The sequence below is a fragment of the Streptomyces sp. PH9007 genome (genome assembly GCF_059813725.1).
On record NZ_CM187440.1, the window covers coordinates 3,776,949 to 3,792,993 of the forward strand.

Annotated in this window: 12 protein-coding genes; 9 read left to right on the plus strand and 3 right to left on the minus strand. The window is 72.8% G+C overall.

Annotated features, from left to right (window positions below):
- The first annotated feature begins 19 nt into the window (after positions 1-19).
- Positions 20-874 (plus strand): hypothetical protein, encoded by an 855-nt coding sequence (locus ACTFAP_RS17385; protein ID WP_495681413.1) that lies wholly within the window; start codon positions 20-22, stop codon positions 872-874.
- Between the two features lie 122 nt (positions 875-996).
- Here the strand turns inward: ACTFAP_RS17385 and ACTFAP_RS17390 are convergent, their stop codons facing one another.
- The 3 genes from ACTFAP_RS17390 to ACTFAP_RS17400 form a co-directional block, all read right to left on the minus strand.
- On the minus strand, positions 997-2,739 hold the full coding sequence (locus ACTFAP_RS17390) for a transporter (RefSeq protein WP_500466792.1): 1,743 nt from the start codon (positions 2,737-2,739) through the stop codon (positions 997-999).
- Positions 2,736-3,542: an ATP-binding cassette domain-containing protein gene (locus tag ACTFAP_RS17395; RefSeq protein ID WP_495681415.1), complete on the minus strand. Its 807-nt coding sequence runs from the start codon at positions 3,540-3,542 to the stop codon at positions 2,736-2,738. Before ACTFAP_RS17395 ends, ACTFAP_RS17390 begins: the two co-directional genes overlap by 4 nt.
- Positions 3,543-3,620: 78 nt before the next feature.
- Entirely contained in the window at positions 3,621-4,295 is a 675-nt protein-coding gene (locus tag ACTFAP_RS17400) for a bifunctional DNA primase/polymerase (RefSeq protein WP_500469485.1), read from the minus strand.
- Between the two features lie 180 nt (positions 4,296-4,475).
- Between ACTFAP_RS17400 and ACTFAP_RS17405 the strand changes: the two genes are divergently transcribed.
- From ACTFAP_RS17405 to ACTFAP_RS17440, 8 genes are all read left to right on the plus strand, one after another.
- Positions 4,476-5,915 carry an NsdA family TPR-like regulatory protein gene (locus tag ACTFAP_RS17405; RefSeq protein ID WP_495681416.1) on the plus strand — a complete coding sequence of 480 codons (1,440 nt, stop codon included), beginning with the start codon at positions 4,476-4,478 and terminating at the stop codon, positions 5,913-5,915.
- 162 nt (positions 5,916-6,077) lie between these two features.
- On the plus strand, positions 6,078-7,064 hold the full coding sequence (locus ACTFAP_RS17410; protein ID WP_495681417.1) for a substrate-binding domain-containing protein: 987 nt from the start codon (positions 6,078-6,080) through the stop codon (positions 7,062-7,064).
- A gap of 106 nt (positions 7,065-7,170) precedes the next feature.
- Entirely contained in the window at positions 7,171-8,547 is a 1,377-nt protein-coding gene (locus ACTFAP_RS17415) for an extracellular solute-binding protein (RefSeq protein WP_495681418.1), read from the plus strand.
- Positions 8,547-9,449, plus strand: coding sequence for a carbohydrate ABC transporter permease (locus ACTFAP_RS17420; protein ID WP_500466793.1), 903 nt, complete (start codon positions 8,547-8,549; stop codon positions 9,447-9,449). The genes ACTFAP_RS17415 and ACTFAP_RS17420 overlap by 1 nt, the downstream gene beginning before the upstream one ends.
- 14 nt (positions 9,450-9,463) lie before the next feature.
- Positions 9,464-10,333 (plus strand): ABC transporter permease subunit, encoded by an 870-nt coding sequence (locus ACTFAP_RS17425; RefSeq protein WP_495681420.1) that lies wholly within the window; start codon positions 9,464-9,466, stop codon positions 10,331-10,333.
- A gap of 33 nt (positions 10,334-10,366) precedes the next feature.
- Positions 10,367-11,992, plus strand: coding sequence for a glycoside hydrolase family 13 protein (locus ACTFAP_RS17430; RefSeq protein WP_500466794.1), 1,626 nt, complete (start codon positions 10,367-10,369; stop codon positions 11,990-11,992).
- Between the two features lie 41 nt (positions 11,993-12,033).
- Complete coding sequence (locus ACTFAP_RS17435) at positions 12,034-14,250, plus strand: galactose-binding domain-containing protein (protein ID WP_500466795.1); 2,217 nt, start codon at positions 12,034-12,036, stop codon at positions 14,248-14,250.
- Between the two features lie 162 nt (positions 14,251-14,412).
- Positions 14,413-16,026 (plus strand): hypothetical protein, encoded by a 1,614-nt coding sequence (locus ACTFAP_RS17440; protein ID WP_500466796.1) that lies wholly within the window; start codon positions 14,413-14,415, stop codon positions 16,024-16,026.
- Positions 16,027-16,045 lie beyond the last annotated feature (19 nt).

Below are 16,045 nucleotides of genomic sequence, written 5' to 3' on the forward strand. Positions count from 1 at the left end.
AAGACGGCAGGAGTTGCACATGAGACGCGGTACGCGCACGGCAGCCCTCGTGGCGGCGGCGCTGGCCGGGACGGTGGCGCTCACGGGGTGCGGATCCGACCGCGAACGGCCCTCCTTCATCGGCGAGGGGATCCCCACGGACGGTGGGGAGCAGGACGAGGAGGGCACCGGCGGGGGCGGTGACGAGGACACACCCGGCGGCGCGGGCAACGGGGTCACCGATCTGCCGCCGACGGAGATGATCAGCCGTGCGATGGACGCGGTGACCGGCGCGGAGTCGCTGCGGCTGTCCGGCAGCATCGCGGAGAGCCCCGGTGAGCTGATGGAGATCGACATGCTGATGGATGTCCGGGGGGACTGCGCGGGCACCGTCGCCGTCGAGGGCGAGGGCTCCTTCGAACTGCTCAAGCGCGGCAACGAGCTCTGGTACCAGCCGGACGCCGAGTTCTGGCGGGCCGTCACCGGCTCGGACATGACCGAGCTGTCGGGCATGTACCTCTACGGCACCCTCGACAACCCGGACGCCGAGGCCATGGCGGCGATGTGCGACCTGGAGGGGTTCCTCGGCAGCTTCGGTGACGTCGGTGGCATGACGTCCGACGAGGTCTCCGTGGGCGAGGAGAGCACGCATCTGGACGTTCCGGTGATCGCCCTGCACGAGGTGCCCCAGCGCGGCAGCTCCCGGGAGAGCACCCTGCTGATCGCCACCGAGGGCGAGCCCTACCTCATGCACATGGAACAGACCGAGCGCGGCACGACCAACGCCATCTCGATGAGCGACTTCGATGTTCCGGTGGACTTCGACGAGCCCGCGGCCCACCTCGTCCTCGACCTGGAGGAACTGGCCAACGGCGGTGCCCCCGGCGGCTTCTGAGCCGAACCGCGCACATCCGCGCCCCACCGGCATCCGACTACGGCCGACTGCCGGTGGGGTGGGGTGGGGTGGGGTGGGGTGTGCCCGGCCGGTACGGCGACCGGCAGGCCCCACCCCGTACGTCACGACTTGCTGACCGCCGCCAGGATCTCCGGCAGCCGGTCCGCCGCCCGCGGGGCCGCCCAGCGCAGTCCCGCCCAGGCCATCGCCAGGCCGTAACCGGCGCCCAGCGGCAGCACGATCCAGGCCCACCCGCCCGCCGAAACGTTCAGCCAGATGGTCAGCCCGATCAGCGGACCGCACAGCAGCGCGCTCGCGAGCACCCCGCCGATCACCCCGTACCAGACCATCGAGACCTGACCCGCCGCCACGTTGCGCGTCGCGTTGTCCTGCGGGATCGAGTACGGGAAGCGCACCGAGGCGACCGCCCCGCCGCCCAGCAGCACGCCCAGCAGCGCCAGCGCCAGCCCCATGGCGTCCGGCATCCGCGCCCAGTCGTCCAGCACCGCAGCCGACACCAGCACCACCACGCACGTGAACGGCACCCCGATCAGGGCGATCGCCAGCAGCCGCCCGCGCAGCTCCAGGTAGGCGTCCCGCTTCGTGTGGATGGTCTGCGTGATCAGCCAGAAGGCGCTGTAGTCCATCCCGAACTGGTTGTACATCTGCAAACCGAGCAGCGCCGCGCCCCAGCACGCGTGGTAGACGGTGGCGGAGCCCTGGGCCGCCCAGATGAACGGGAACGTCACGCCCATGCCGACCGCGACCGCCCAGCTCATCTTGGCCTTCGGGTCGCGCCAGGCGTAGCGCAGCGCACGCTCCATCACGACGCCGCTGCGGCCGGCGGGCAGCAGCCGGGTGAACAGGCCGCCGCCCTCCCCGGCCGCGCGCCCCCGCCGTTCCTTGCCGCCCGTGTCGGCGGCCATGATCGTGGAGCCGTCCGGCGAGGTCATCAGCCGGGTCAGCGTCCGCTGCCACCACCACACCAGCAGCGACAGCGCCGCCACGGTGCCGGCCAGCGCGGCCACCGCCACGCCGTACGAGCCGGCCGAGGCCGCCCGTACCGCCTCGATCGCGGTGGCCGGGGGAAGCCAGCGCAGGACATCGGCCATGGTGTGCAGCGGCCCCGAGCCGCCGTCCCCGGCGACCTTCTGCACCAGCAGGTTGATGCCCTGGACGCCCAGCGCGATCACGACACCGGACAGGATCGCCAGGTCACGGCCCTTGCGGCTGGTCAGCAGGCGGGCGTTGGCGGTGGCGATGGCGCGCGAGGCGACGGTGCAGGTGAACAGGATCAGCACGATCGCGACCACCGCCAGCGCGTAGCCGCCCGCGCCCCGCGCCGTGCCGAGCGCGGCGCCCGCCACCAGCATGACGGTGAAGATCGGGCCGACCCCCACCACCGAGGCGGCCAGCTGCGCCGTCATCAGGGAGCGCGGGCTCAGCGGCAGCATGACCAGCCGGCCCGGGTCCAGCGTCTCGTCGCTCGCGCCCAGGAACAGCGGCATGAACGCCCAGGTCAGCGCGGTGAGCGCGACGATGACGGTGCTCAGGGCCGCGATGTGGGCGTTGCCGCTCAGCGCCAGCAGCCCGAGAAGACCGAGAGCGCCGAACAGGGCGGCGGTGATGGCGGTGGAGATGAAGCCGGCCTTGCGCCCGGTGGTCTGCCGCAGGCCGTTGCGGATCAAGGAGAGCTTGAGCCGGACGAAGGTGGCGGTGATGACGGCGGTGTCGGCGTACGTGCCGCGTGGTGCCGCCGCGGCCCCGGCGGGGCCGTCTCCGGTCACCGGGTCGCTCCCGTGCCCGCCCCCCGCCCCGGCCGCGTTCCCGTTCGCCGGTGCGGGCGGTTCGGTGAGCGTGCTCATCGCGCCCGGCCCCCGCCCAGCCAGTCGAGCCGGTCGTCCGCGCCGCCCCCGGCCCGGGCCCCCACCAGCTCCAGGAACGCGCTCTGCAGCGAGTCCGCCTCACCCCGTACCTCGGCCAGCGGGCCGTGCGCCCGGATGCGTCCGGTGGCCAGGACCGCGACCCAGTCGCACAGCGACTCCACCAGCTCCATCACATGGCTGGAGAAGACGACGGTGGCGCCCGAGGCGGTGTAGCGCTCCAGTACCCCGCGGATGATCTGCGCCGACACCGGGTCGACGCCCTCGAACGGCTCGTCCAGGAAGAGCACCTCGGGGTTGTGCAGCAGCGCCGCCGCGAGCCCGATCTTCTTCCGCATGCCGGTGGAGTAGTCGACGATCAGTTTGTTCTGCGCGCCGGCCAGGTCCAGGACGTCCAGCAGCTGGTCGGCGCGCCGCTCCACCTCGGCGGCCGGGATCCCCCGCAGCCGGCCCAGGTAGCTGAGCAGTTCGCGCCCGGTCAGCCGCTCGAAGAGCCGCAGTCCCTCGGGCAGGACGCCGATCCTGGACTTCACGTCCACCGGGTCCCGCCACACATCACGCCCGACGATCTCCACGGTGCCCGAGTCGGGCCGCAGCAGGCCGGTGATCATGGACAAGGTGGTGGTCTTGCCCGCTCCGTTCGGTCCGACCAGGCCGATGAACCGCCCCGCGGGCAGGTCGAGATCTATCCCCGAGACCGCGACCTGTTCCCCGAAGGTTTTCCACAGCCCCCGTACCCGTACCGCGGCGGCCGGAGTGGCCGCCGCATTCCCCGTATCTGTCATGAACCCACCCTAAGGGGCGGGAAGAACCCGCCCCCCTTTTCCGGACCTCGTCCGGGTGGTGCCCCGGGTCGCCGTGGATCAGCGGCGGAAGCGGCTCTCCTGCCCGCAGGCGTAGGCGAGCTGCGGCATGAGTTCGTCCACGTCCGGCAGCCAGCGGTTGGCGTCGGTGGGCCGGCGCACCCACTGCACCGAGCCGCGCACGCCGACGCGGGTCGGCGGTGCCGGTACGTACTCGCCCTCGCCGCGCGCGATCAGGTCGATCGCCTCGGGCGACCAGCCGTGCTGCCGCACCAGGGCCGGCACCTTGGGGGCGTTGCCGGCGAGCACGAAGAAGTACATCCGGCCCAGCGGCGTACTGGCGACGGGGCCCAGGTTGGTGTCCATCCGCTCCATGCGGGCCAGCGCCAGGCAGCCGGCCGTCTCGGACACCTCGATGATGTCGAAGGTGCGGCCGGTGGGCAGCAGGACGCAGGCGCGCGGCTCCTTCGCCCACATACGGCGGGCGGAGGTGGCGCTGCCGGTGGCGTGGCCCACCCAGTTGGTCCGGGTGGCGTGGGCACCCGGCGCATCACAGGCGGGGAGGGCGCACGAGCAGCGCGTCACACCGTCCACGTATTCGAGCCAGGTGCCCGGCAGCACGTCCCAGTGCCGCTCGTCCGCGTACCGGACGGCATGGTCGACCATCCCGCCGTCGCGCTGCTGCGGAACGCCAGGTGCTGAAGTAACGCTGATCTTTTCTTCCACGTTGATCACAACTACCTTCTCCACGGGGGGTAACGGGCTCCCCGTGTCCGGGCAGCGACGCTGGGTTGCCGATGCTGTCCGCATGTGGGGCGCATCGGAGCATCGGTGGGGGCGTACGGGATGGACCGGGTGGGGGCCGGGCATTGATCTTCCCTGGTGCAGGGTGCAGGCCAGCGAGGGAGCCACGTCATGACTGCCAGAACAGTGTCCCCCGGACTGACCCCAGGGTTGCCCCATTCACGGCAGCCGAACGAGCGTCTGTTGTCGCTGATCCGCGAAGCGGGCTGCTCGAACGCGGGGTTGGCACGGCGGGTGAATGTGTGTGCCGCCGAGCGCGGCCTCGATTTCCGCTACGACAAGACCTCGGTGGCGCGCTGGATCAGAGGCCAGCAGCCGCGCGGCCGGGCCCCCGACATCATCGCGGAGGCGCTGGGCCGCAAGCTGGGGCGGACGGTGACGGTCGACGAGATCGGCATGGGCACCGCGCGCCAGCTGGCGTCCGCCGTCGGGCTGCACTTCGCCACCGGGCTCGCCGAAGGCGTGGAGCAGGCCGCGGAGTTGTGGCGCTCGGACGTGGCGCGCCGGGAGAGTGTGGGCGCCGGTGGCCCGGGGGCCGCGTACGGTGCGGGCAGCGCGCATGTGGCGCCGGCCGCGCTGGTGGAGCCGAGCCGGGACTGGCTGATCACCCCGGCCGACCCGGAGGTGGCGCGGGCCAGCGGCCCGCGCGTGGGTTCCTCGGACGTGGCGGCGGTGACGGCGACGACGGCGGCGCTGGTGGACCTGGACCGCCGCTGGGGGGCCGGGCACGTGCGCCCCGTGGTGGTGCACTACCTGAACAGCGTGGTGTCCGGGCTGCTGGCCGGTTCCTACCGGGAGTCGGTGGGGCGCCAGTTGTTCGGCGCGGCGGCCCGGCTGACGGAGCTGGCCGGGTACATGGCGGTGGACAGCGGGCTGCCGGGCCTGGCCCAGCGGTACTACATCCAGGCGCTGCGGCTGTCGCAGGCGGCCGGGGACCGGGGCTTCGGCGGGTACGTCCTGGCGGCCGGGATGAGTCATCTGGCGGCCGAACTGGGCAATCCGCGTGAGGTGATCCAGCTGGCGCGGGCGGCCCAGGAAGGCACCAGGGGGCGGTGCGGGCCGCGCGCGGAGGCGATGTTCCTGGCGGCGGAGGCGCGCGGGCACGCGCAGTTGGGCGACGCGGCGAGCTGCCACCGGGCGGCGGGTCTCGCGGAGGGGGCGCTGGAACGGGCCGGGGCCTCGGGCGGTGCGGACCCGGAGTGGATCCGGCACTTCGACGAGGCCTATCTGGCGGACGAACTGGCCCACTGCCACCGGGATCTGGGGCAGGGCGGCCGGTTGCGGGAGCGGGCCACGCAGGCGCTGGCGGCCCACCCGGAGAGCCGGGCGCGCCGGCGGGCGATCGGGTTGGTGCTGCTGGCGACGGGGCACTTGCAGGAGGGCGAGCTGGAGGCGGCCTGCGCGACGGCGGACCAGGCGGTGACGACGCTGTCCTCGCTGCGATCGGGCCGGGGCGCGACGTACTTCGAGGACTTCCGTACCCGGCTGGATCCCCATCAGCACGATCCCAAGGTCCGCGACTTCACCCTGCGCTGGGACCTGGCCGGGTGACCGCGCACTCCTGATCGGCCCTTGCCCGCCCCCTCCGGCCCTGTCGGCGGGGACCAGGGCAAGGGCCTGTGTCGTGGGGGAGGGGAAGTGTGAGCCCTCCCGTGTGTGCTGGTCCCCGGAGGTTACGCAACTGGCTTGCGTAACTTGCGTTAGACTTGCGGCATGACGCGACGACTTGCTGAGGTGGCGCGGAAGGTGGGCGTGAGTGAGTCCACCGTCAGCCGGGTGCTCAACGAGAAGCCAGGGGTGTCCGAGGGCACCCGGCAGGCCGTGCTCACGGCGCTGGACGTGCTCGGGTACGAGCGGCCCACCCAGTTGCGCGGGGAGCGCGGGCGGCTGGTCGGGCTCGTGGTGCCGGAGCTGAGCAATCCGATCTTCCCCGCCTTCGCCGAGGTCCTCGGCGGAGTGCTGGCCCAGCGTGGCCTGGTGCCCGTGCTCTGCACCCAGACACCGGGCGGCATCAAGGAGACCGACTACGTCGATCTGCTGCTCCAGCAGCAGGTCTCCGGAGTGATCTTCGCCGGTGGGCTGTACGCCCAGGCCGACGCCTCGCACGAGCACTACCGGCTGCTGGCCGAGCGCCGGCTGCCCGTGGTCCTCGTCAACGCCTCGGTGCCCGACCTCGGCTTCCCCCGGGTCTCGTGCGACGACGCGGTCGCTATGGAGCAGGCCTGGCGGCTGCTCTCCTCCCTGGGGCACAGCCGCATCGGCCTGGTGCTCGGGCCCGCCGACCATGTGCCCTCGCAGCGCAAGCTGGCCGCGGCGCGGGCGATCGGTGAGCTGCCCGACGCGCGTGTCGCCCGCGCCATGTACACCCTGGAGGGCGGCCGGGCGGCGACCGCCGAGCTGCTGGAGCGGGGGGTGACCGGGGTGATCTGCGCCAGCGACGTCATCGCGCTGGGCGCGGTACGGGCCGCCCGCCGGCGCGGGCTGAGCGTGCCGGGCGATCTGTCGGTGGTCGGGTTCGACGACTCGGCGCTGATGACCTGCACCTCGCCGCCGCTGAGCACGGTGCGCCAGCCCATCGAGGCGATGGGGCGGGCCGCCGTGGAGCTGCTGGTGGCGCAGTTCGGTGGGCGGGAAGTGCCCCCCGACGAGCTGCTGTTCGAGCCGGAGCTGGTGGTGCGGGAGTCAACTGGGCCGATCTGACCATCACGCTGCCAGTTTTTTGCAATTCCTACGCGACTTATTGCGCTGTCCTGACTCCGGTGGTTGAGTGTGCGGCATTCCTCGGCTGCTGACAAAGGGGTCATCCATGAGACGTCGCGTGCTCCGCCGTCCCCTCCCGCTGACGATCGCCACGGCCCTCGTCGCGCTCCCGCTCGCCGCCTGCTCCTCGGACGGCGGCGACTCCGGCGGTGGGGACGGCCGGCTCCAACTGCACATCAACGGGCAGCCGCCGGGCACCGACGAACGGGAGCTGCGCGTCTTCCAGGCCGAGATCGCCGCCTTCGAGGACGCCCACCCGGACATCGACATCGTTCCGCACGAGGGCTTCATGGACCCCGAGACCTTCAACACCCGGGTCGCGGGCGGCAGCCTCGAAGACGTCTTCTACGTCTACTTCACCGACCCCGCCGGCATCATCGAGCAGGGCTACGCCGCCGACCTCACCGACCACCTCGGCGGCGTCCCGAACCTGGACCGGATACGCCCCGAACTGCACGAGGTCTTCCAGGACGCCGACGGCCGGCAGTACGGCATCCCCACCGCCAACTACTCCATGGGGCTGCTCTACAACCGCGAACTGTTCCAGGAGGCGGGCCTGGACCCCGACACCCCGCCCACCACCTGGGACGAGGTCCGCACCGCCTCCGCCGCCGTCGCCGCCCTCGGCGACGGCATCACCGGATACGGCGAATGCACCACCGGTAACACCGGCGGCTGGCACCTCACCGCCGGCATCTACTCCCGCGGCGGTGCCATCGCCGAACCGGCCCCGGACGGCGAGGGCTGGCGCGCCGCCTTCCGCGACGAGCCCGCCCGCGCCCACCTGGAGACCCTGCGCGCCATGCGCTGGGAGGACAACTCCATGGGCAGCGACCAACTCCGCTCCTGCGAGGACCTGATGGTCCAGATGGGCGCCGGCCGGCTCGGCATGTACCTCGCCGCACCCGACAACCTGCCCACCCTCGTACGGCAGTACGACGGCAGCTACGAGCACCTCGGCCTGGCCCCCGTACCCGACGGCGCCGGAACCCTCATCGGCGGCGAGGGCTACATGATCAACGCCAACGCCTCCCCCGAGAAGATCGAGGCCGCCCTCACCTGGCTCCAGTGGCGGTTCGTCAACCCCGACGAGATCGAGCGCCGCATCGACGAGAGCGCCCAGGACGGACTCCCGGTCGGGCTGCCCATGCCGCCCACCCCCGACATCTGGGTCGAAGGACCCGAGCGCGAACAGGTGGAGGCGCTCAAGGAGGAGTACGCCAACGTCCCCGTCGCGCACGTCGCCCCCTTCATGGCGGCCGCCGCCGACATCCCCGGACGCATCGAACCGCCCCGCGCCCAGGAGGTGTACGCCATCCTCGACGGCGTCGTCCAGGGCGCGCTCACCGACCGCGACGCCGACCCCGACACGCTCCTGGCCCAGGCCGAGGAGCAGGTCAACCGGGTGTACGGCGCCCGCTGATGGACCGGCGCCCCGGGGCCGGCGGCGCACTGCGCCGCCGCCGGCTCACCGACCAGTTCACCGCGTACGGCTTCCTGTGCGCCGCGCTCGTCGTCTTCGCGCTGTTCGCCTGGTACCCGGTCGCCCGCACCGTGGTCCTCAGCTTCCAGGAGGTCAACTTCGTCCGCGGCTCCAGCTGGACCGGCCTGGAGAACTTCCGCACCGTCCTGGACGACCCGCTGTTCGCCACCGCCTGGCGCAACACCGCCCTGTTCACCCTCTACGCGCTGCTCCTGGGCTTCGCCGTCCCCTTCTGCACCGCCGTCCTGCTGAACGAGATGCGGCACGCCCGCGCCTACTTCCGGGTCCTGGTCTACCTCCCCGTCATGCTGCCGCCCGTCGTGGTGGCCCTGATGTGGCGGTGGTTCTACCAGCCCGAGGGCGGCCTCATCAACGAACTCCTGGGCGCCGCCCACCTCCCCACCGGACAGTGGCTCAACTCCTCCTCCACTGCCCTCGTCTCCCTGGTCATCGTCTCCACCTGGGCCAACATGGGCACCGCCACCCTCATCTACCTCGCCGCCCTGCAGACCATCCCCGGCGAGCTGTACGAAGCGGCCGAACTCGACGGCGCCTCCCTGCGGCAGCGGCTGTGGCACGTCACCGTCCCGCAGACCCGGTTCGTCATCGCCATGCTGCTCCTGCTCCAAGTGGTCGCCACCATGCAGGTGTTCACCGAGCCCTACGTGATGACCGGCGGCGGGCCGCAGGACTCCACCGTCACCGTGATGCTGCTGATCTACCGCTATGCCTTCGTCTACAACGACTTCGGCGCGGCCGGCGCCATGAGCCTGCTCCTGCTGCTGCTCCTCGCCGCCTTCTCCGCCCTGTACCTGCGCGCCACATCCCGCCACACCCGGTGAAAGGAGAGACCGCCATGCGCACCCTGGTACGGCCCGCCGTGCTGCGCACCCCGCGCGGCCGCCTCGTGTACGGGGTGCTGCTCGCCACCGCGCTGCTGCTGTTCACCGTGGCCTTCGTCGTCCCGCTGTACTGGATGGTCACCGGCGGCATGAAGTCCTCGGCCGAACTCGCCCGCATCCCGCCCACCCCCCTCCCGCAGGAGTGGCACCCGGGCAACTACACCGACGCCTGGACCCGCCTGGACCTGGCCCGCTACTTCGGCAACACCCTCACCCTCATCGGCGGTGCCTGGCTGCTGGGACTCGCCGTCCAGCTGCCCGCCGCGTACGCCCTGTCCAAGCTCCGGCCCCGGTTCGGCAAGCTGATCCTCGGGCTGATGCTGGTGACCCTCATGGTGCCGGCCACCACCTTGCTCATCCCCACCTATCTGACGGTCACCGACGTACCGCTGCTGGGCACCAACCTGATCAACCACCCCGCCGCCGTATGGCTGCCGGCCGCCGCCAACGCCATGGCCGTCTACATCCTCAAGAACTTCTTCGACCGCATCCCCGACGAACTCCTGGACGCCGCCCGGCTGGACGGCGCGGGCCCGCTCACCGTCATGGCCCGCATCGTGCTGCCGCTCTCGCGCCCCATCATCGCCGTGGTGTCGATCCTGTCGATCACCGCGCTGTGGCGCGACTTCCTGTGGCCCCTGGTGGTGCTGCCCGACCCCGCCCGCCAGCCGCTCACCGTCTACCTCCAGCGGATCGCCGACACCACCTCCCTCAACCTCCTGATGGCGGGCCTGGTGCTGGCCAGCATCCCGCTGGTGGTGATCTTCCTGATCTTCCAGCGCCACATCATGGCCGGCCTCACCGCCGGCGGACTCAAGGGCTGAACCACAGCCACACCGATCGAAGGGACCCGCTCCGTGCCCCACACGCCAGGACCCAGCCCGTGGTGGCGCACCGCCGCCATCTACCAGGTCTACGTCCGCAGCTTCGCCGACGGCGACGGCGACGGCACCGGCGACCTCGCCGGGGTGCGGGAGCGGCTGCCCTACCTGGCCGGACTCGGCGTCGAGGCGCTGTGGTTCACCCCCTGGTACGTCTCCCCGCAGGCGGACGGCGGCTACGACGTCGCCGACTACCGGCGCATCGACCCCGCCTTCGGCACCCTCGCCGACGCCGAGAAACTGATCGCCGAGGCCCGCGAGCTGGGGCTGCGCACCATCGTCGACGTCGTGCCCAACCACGTCTCCGACCGGCACCCGTGGTTCCGCGCCGCGCTCGCCGCCGCGCCCGGCAGCCCGGAACGCGACCTGTTCCACTTCCGCCCGGGACGCGGCCCCACCGGCGAACTCCCGCCCAACGACTGGGTCTCGGAGTTCGGCGGCCCCGCCTGGACCCGCACCACCGCCCCCGACGGCACCCCGGGTCAGTGGTACCTGCACCTGTTCGCCGCCGCCCAGCCCGACCTCAACTGGGCCCACCCCGCCGTGCGCGCCGAACACGAGGACATCCTGCGCTTCTGGTGCGAGCGCGGCGCCGCCGGCATCCGCGTCGACTCCGCCGCCCTCCTCGCCAAGGACCCGGCGCTGCCCGACTTCGGCGAGGGCGACCCGCACCCGTACGTGGACCGCGACGAACTGCACGACATCTACCGGTCCTGGCGGGCCGTCGCCGACACCTACGGCGCCGTGCTCATCGGCGAGCTGTGGCTGCCGGACGTGGCGCGCTTCACCCGCTATCTGCGCCCCGACGAACTGCACACCGCCTTCAACTTCGACTTTCTGTCCTGCCCCTGGGAGCCCGGCCGGCTGCGCCGCTCCATCGACACCACGCTCGACGCCCACCGAGAGGTCGGCGCCCCGCCCACCTGGGTGCTCGCCAACCACGACGTGACGCGCACCGTCACCCGGTACGGGCGCGCCACCGACACCGGGTTCTCCTTCGCCGCCAAGCGGTTCGGCACCCCCACAGACCCCCGGCTCGGCACCCGCCGGGCCCGCGCCGCCGCGCTGCTCACCCTCGCCCTGCCCGGCGCCGTCTACCTCTACCAGGGCGAGGAACGCGGCCTCCCCGAGGCCGCCATCCCGCGCGAGCGGATCACCGACCCGATGCACGCCCGCTCCGGCGGCGTCGACCCGGGCCGGGACGGCTGCCGGGTGCCGCTGCCCTGGGAGGGTACGGAGCCCCCGTACGGGTTCGGCGGCGCGGACACCTGGCTGCCGCAGCCGGCCGGATGGGGGCCGTACACCGTGCCCGCCCAGGAGGCCGACCCCCACTCCATGCTCTCCCTGTACCGGGCCGCCCTCGCGCTCCGTGCCGACCTGCTGCGCGGCGAGGGCGACGGGCTGCGCTGGCTGGACGGGCCCGAAACCCCGCCCGGCGTCCTGATCTTCGCCCGCCCCGGCGCTGGCCTGCTGTGCGCCGTCAACCTCGCGGCGGAGCCGTATCCGCTCCCCGCCCATCAAGCCGTCCTGCTCAGCAGCGGCCCGCTGGACGACGCGGGCCGACTGCTGCCGCGGGACACCGCCGTCTGGCTGCGTGCCTGACGGCTCAGTACCCCCCCCCACCCCCTTCGGAGGTATGTGTCATGCGCACACACTTAGCGCGGAGGTCCAGGGCCGCGATCGCCGGACTGGCCTGCGCCGCCGTCCTGTTCACCCTCGGCAGCGCCCAGTCCGCCGCCGCCGGGAACGACGGCGGCGGCACCGGCGGTGACCTCACGGCGACGGCCGGCGCCGCACTCCCCTTCACCACCCAGGAGGCCGAGGACGGCGCCCACACCGGCACCGTCATCGGCCCCGACGTCACCCAGTCCACCGTCGCCTCGGAGGCATCCGGGCGGCAGGCCGTACGACTGACGCAGGGACAGCGCGTCACCTTCACGCTCACCGCCCCCGCCAACGCCGTGACCGTCGTCTACAACCTCCCCCGGGGCGCCTCCGGCACCCTGTCGGTCTACGCCAACGGCACCAGGCTCGACCAGCGGCTCCAGGTCACCTCCCGGTACGCCTACCGCGAGGCGAACTGGATCGCCGGCGCCAAGACGCACCAGTTCTTCTCCCACGGCCGGATCCAGCTCGGCCGGAACCTGAACGCCGGCGACACCGTCACCCTCCAGGTCGACGCGGGCGACAACGCCGGCCCGTACACCATCGACAGCGCCGACTTCGAGCAGGTCGCGGCCCCGGCGCAGGCCCCCTCCGGCGCGCTCGACGTCACCACCCTGGGCGCCGACCCCACCGGCGCGGCCGACTCCACCCAGGCGTTCACCCAGGCCGTCGCCCAGGGCCGCGGCGGCACGGTGTGGATCCCGCCGGGCCGGTACCGGCTGACCCAGCCGCTGTACGTGGAGAACGTGACGATCCGCGGCGCCGGCCACTGGCACTCGGTCATCAACAGTTCCCGCTTCATCGTGCAGGGCAGCTCGCCCGGCAACGTCCACCTCGCGGACTTCGCCGTGATCGGCGACGTCACCCAGCGGGTGGACGACAACCCCGACAACTTCGTCATGGGCTCGCTGGGCGCCAACTCCTCGGTCTCCGGGATGTGGCTCCAGTGGCTCAAGGTCGGCCTGTGGCTGACCGGCACCAACGACAACCTGGTCGTGGAGAACAACCGCATCCTCGACATGGCCGCCGACGGCCTCAACCTCAACGGCAACGCCAAGGACATCACCGTGCGCGGCAACTACGTGCGCAACACCGGTGACGACGCGCTCGCCATGTGGTCCATGCCCGCCCCCAACCGGGACTCCTCCTTCATCGACAACACCGTCATCCAGCCGAACCTCGCCAACGGCATCGCCATCTACGGCGGCCAGAACATCACCGTGCGCGGCAACCTCGTCCAGGACACCAACGCCCTGGGCAGCGGCATCGCCATCTCCAACCAGGCGTTCCTGGGTGGCTTCTCCCCGCTGGCCGGCACCATCACGGTGGACGGCAACACCCTGGTACGGGCCGGCGCGCTGAACCCCAACTGGAACCACCCCATGTCCGCGCTGCGCGTGGACTCCTACAACCACCCCGTCCAGGCCCAGGTGCGGATCACCGACACCACCGTGCTGGACAGCCCGTGGAGCGCCTTCCAGTTCGTGTCGGGCGGCGGACAGGGGCTCGCGGTCGGCGGCGTGACGATCGACGGCGCGGTGGTCCGCGACGTCGGTACGGTCGTGGTGCAGGCCGAGACCACGGGCACCGTGACGATGCGCAACGTCACGGCCACCGGCGTCGGTTCGGCCGGCGTCTACAACTGCCCCTTCCCCACCTCCGTGCCGCGGCTGACGATCACCGACGGCGGCGGCAACTCCGGCTGGGACAGCGAGTGGACCGACTGCACCAGCTGGCCCGAGCCCGGTGAGCGGCCCTCCGAGCCGGACCCGGACGGCAACCTTGCGCTGGGCCGTCCGGTCACGGTCACCGGACACACCGAGGTGTACACGGGGGCGCGGGCCGTGGACGGCGACGCGAGCAGCTACTGGGAGAGCCCCAGCAACGCCTTCCCGCAGTCGCTGATCGTGGACCTCGGCGAGGTGAAGGACCTGGGCCGGCTGGTGCTGAAGCTGCCCCCGGCCCCGGCCTGGGAGGCGCGCGGCCAGACCATCACGGTCCGCGGCGGCGACACCCCGGGGGCGCTGCGCGACCTCGTCGCCCAGCGGACGTACTCCTTCGACCCGGCCACCGGAAACACGGCCGAGCAGCTGTTCCGTGACGGCACCCGGGCCCGGTATCTCCAGCTGGTCTTCACGGCCAACACCGGCTGGCCGGCCGGGCAGCTGAGTGAGCTGGAGCTGTACCGCTCCTAGGAAGGAACCACCCCTCCCGCCCCGGCGCCGCGCGGTTCCGTGGGGTACATCACCCCCCGGGTTTCTCAATCCGAGCGGTGCGGGGGCGGGATCGTGGTGAGGGGCGCCGCGGAACCGGTAGCGTGACCGGGCGATCGGCGTTCAGCGAACAGGAGTTCCTTGGTGACCAGCCGCAACGGTCGGGACGATGAAGCCCGCGAGGGCGTGGTGCTGCCCTCGCATCGCGGGCCGTGGGACGACCCGGGTGCGGAGACCGTGACGGCGCCGACCGTGGGGCAGCCCTGGGGACAGCCGTGGGGCCCCGACCAGCGCAACCCAGTGACGGCGCAGCCCGCCCACCCGCCGGAGCAGCCCCCGTACCAGCCGCAGCCCGGCCACCAGGCGCACCAGGCGCACCAGGGGCAGCCCGGGCATCAGCACCAGCCGCCGCACCAGCCGTACCCGTCGCAGCCCCCGCACCAGCAGCAGTCCGGGGCCGGGCGGCACGCGCTGCCGCAGCAGGCCACGCCGCCGATGCCCAGCACCCCGCCGGCCGGCCCGGACGAGGCGGCCACCCAGATGATCCCGCCGATCACCGGGGGCACCTCCCGGCCGGAGGCTGGGGGAGACTACCACCCGGCCACCCAGCTCGTGCCGCAGATCACCGGGGCCACCCCGCCGCCCCCACAGCACCACGAGGCGGCCACCCAGCTGATCCCGCCGATCACCGACGCGGACCCGCACGGCGCCGCCACCCAGCTCATACCCCCGGTGGTGGCCGACACCTCGACGGCCAAGCTGCGCCAGCTGCCCGCGCCGGGCGGCGGGGCGGACTCGGAGGGCGCCACCCAGCTCATCCCGCCGATCAAGGACGTGGAGTCCACGACCCAGCTGCGCGCGGTGACCAGACCCGCCACCGGGGGCGGACGGCACGGCCGCCCGGCCGGCCACGCGGCCCCGCCGGCCGGCCCGGCGGCGTCCTCCGGCATCGAGGCCACCCAGATGATGCCGCCGATCACCGACGCGGGCCCGCCGCCGCCCCCGCACGGCAGAAGGGCGGCGCCCGCGGGACCGGCGGGACCGCCCCACGGAGGCCGGGCCGCCGCGCGGCGGGCCGCAGGACCGGCGCCCTCGGCACGCAACTCTCCCGCCCTGCTGATCGCGGTCGTCGTCATCGGCTGCGCGATCGTCGGCCTGGCCGCCGGCGCGCTGCTCAGCGGCGGCGGCTCCGAGGACGACGGCCCCGGCAGCACGGAGCAGGACGGCATCCTCAACGGCGGCCCCGAGGCCGAGGGCACGCGGGAGGACGGCGCCGGCGCGCCCGAGGACGAGCACGCGCTGGCCCAGGCCCAGGCACAGGCGCTGTCCGACCTCCTGGAGGACAGCAGCGGAAGCCGCGAGTCGGTCATCGCCGCCGTGGACCACATCAAGACGTGCGACCGGCTCGGCGAGGCGGCCGAGGACCTGCGGGCCGCGGGCGAGGAGCGCAACGGTCTGGTCACCCGGCTCGACGAACTGGCGCTCGACCGGCTGCCCGACCACCAGTCGCTCTCGGACGCGCTGCGCGAGGCGTGGCAGGCGTCCGCCGCCGCCGACTACTCGTACGCCGCGTGGGCCGAGGAGCTGAAGGACAACCGCAAGGCGTGCCGGGGCGGGTCACCGCGGCACACCGACAACGCCTCCCAGGCCGAGCAGTCCAGCGGCCAGGCCACCTCCGCCAAGGAGCGGGCGGCCACGCTGTGGAACCCCGTGGCCGGCCAGTACGGGCTGCCCACCCGGGACGCGAGCCAGCTCTAGCCGCTCGACGGGAGCGTAC

Excerpts from the sequence above, each read along its gene's own strand:
- ACTFAP_RS17385 (WP_495681413.1), top strand. The coding sequence starts at position 20 with ATGAGACGCGGTACGCGCACGGCAGCCCTCGTGGCGGCGGCGCTGGCC.
- ACTFAP_RS17390 (WP_500466792.1), bottom strand. The coding sequence starts at position 2,739 with ATGAGCACGCTCACCGAACCGCCCGCACCGGCGAACGGGAACGCGGCC.
- ACTFAP_RS17435 (WP_500466795.1), top strand. The coding sequence starts at position 12,034 with ATGCGCACACACTTAGCGCGGAGGTCCAGGGCCGCGATCGCCGGACTG.
- ACTFAP_RS17415 (WP_495681418.1), top strand. The coding sequence starts at position 7,171 with ATGAGACGTCGCGTGCTCCGCCGTCCCCTCCCGCTGACGATCGCCACG.
- ACTFAP_RS17405 (WP_495681416.1), top strand. The coding sequence starts at position 4,476 with ATGACTGCCAGAACAGTGTCCCCCGGACTGACCCCAGGGTTGCCCCAT.
- ACTFAP_RS17395 (WP_495681415.1), bottom strand. The coding sequence starts at position 3,542 with ATGACAGATACGGGGAATGCGGCGGCCACTCCGGCCGCCGCGGTACGG.
- ACTFAP_RS17420 (WP_500466793.1), top strand. The coding sequence starts at position 8,547 with ATGGACCGGCGCCCCGGGGCCGGCGGCGCACTGCGCCGCCGCCGGCTC.
- ACTFAP_RS17410 (WP_495681417.1), top strand. The coding sequence starts at position 6,078 with ATGACGCGACGACTTGCTGAGGTGGCGCGGAAGGTGGGCGTGAGTGAG.
- ACTFAP_RS17425 (WP_495681420.1), top strand. The coding sequence starts at position 9,464 with ATGCGCACCCTGGTACGGCCCGCCGTGCTGCGCACCCCGCGCGGCCGC.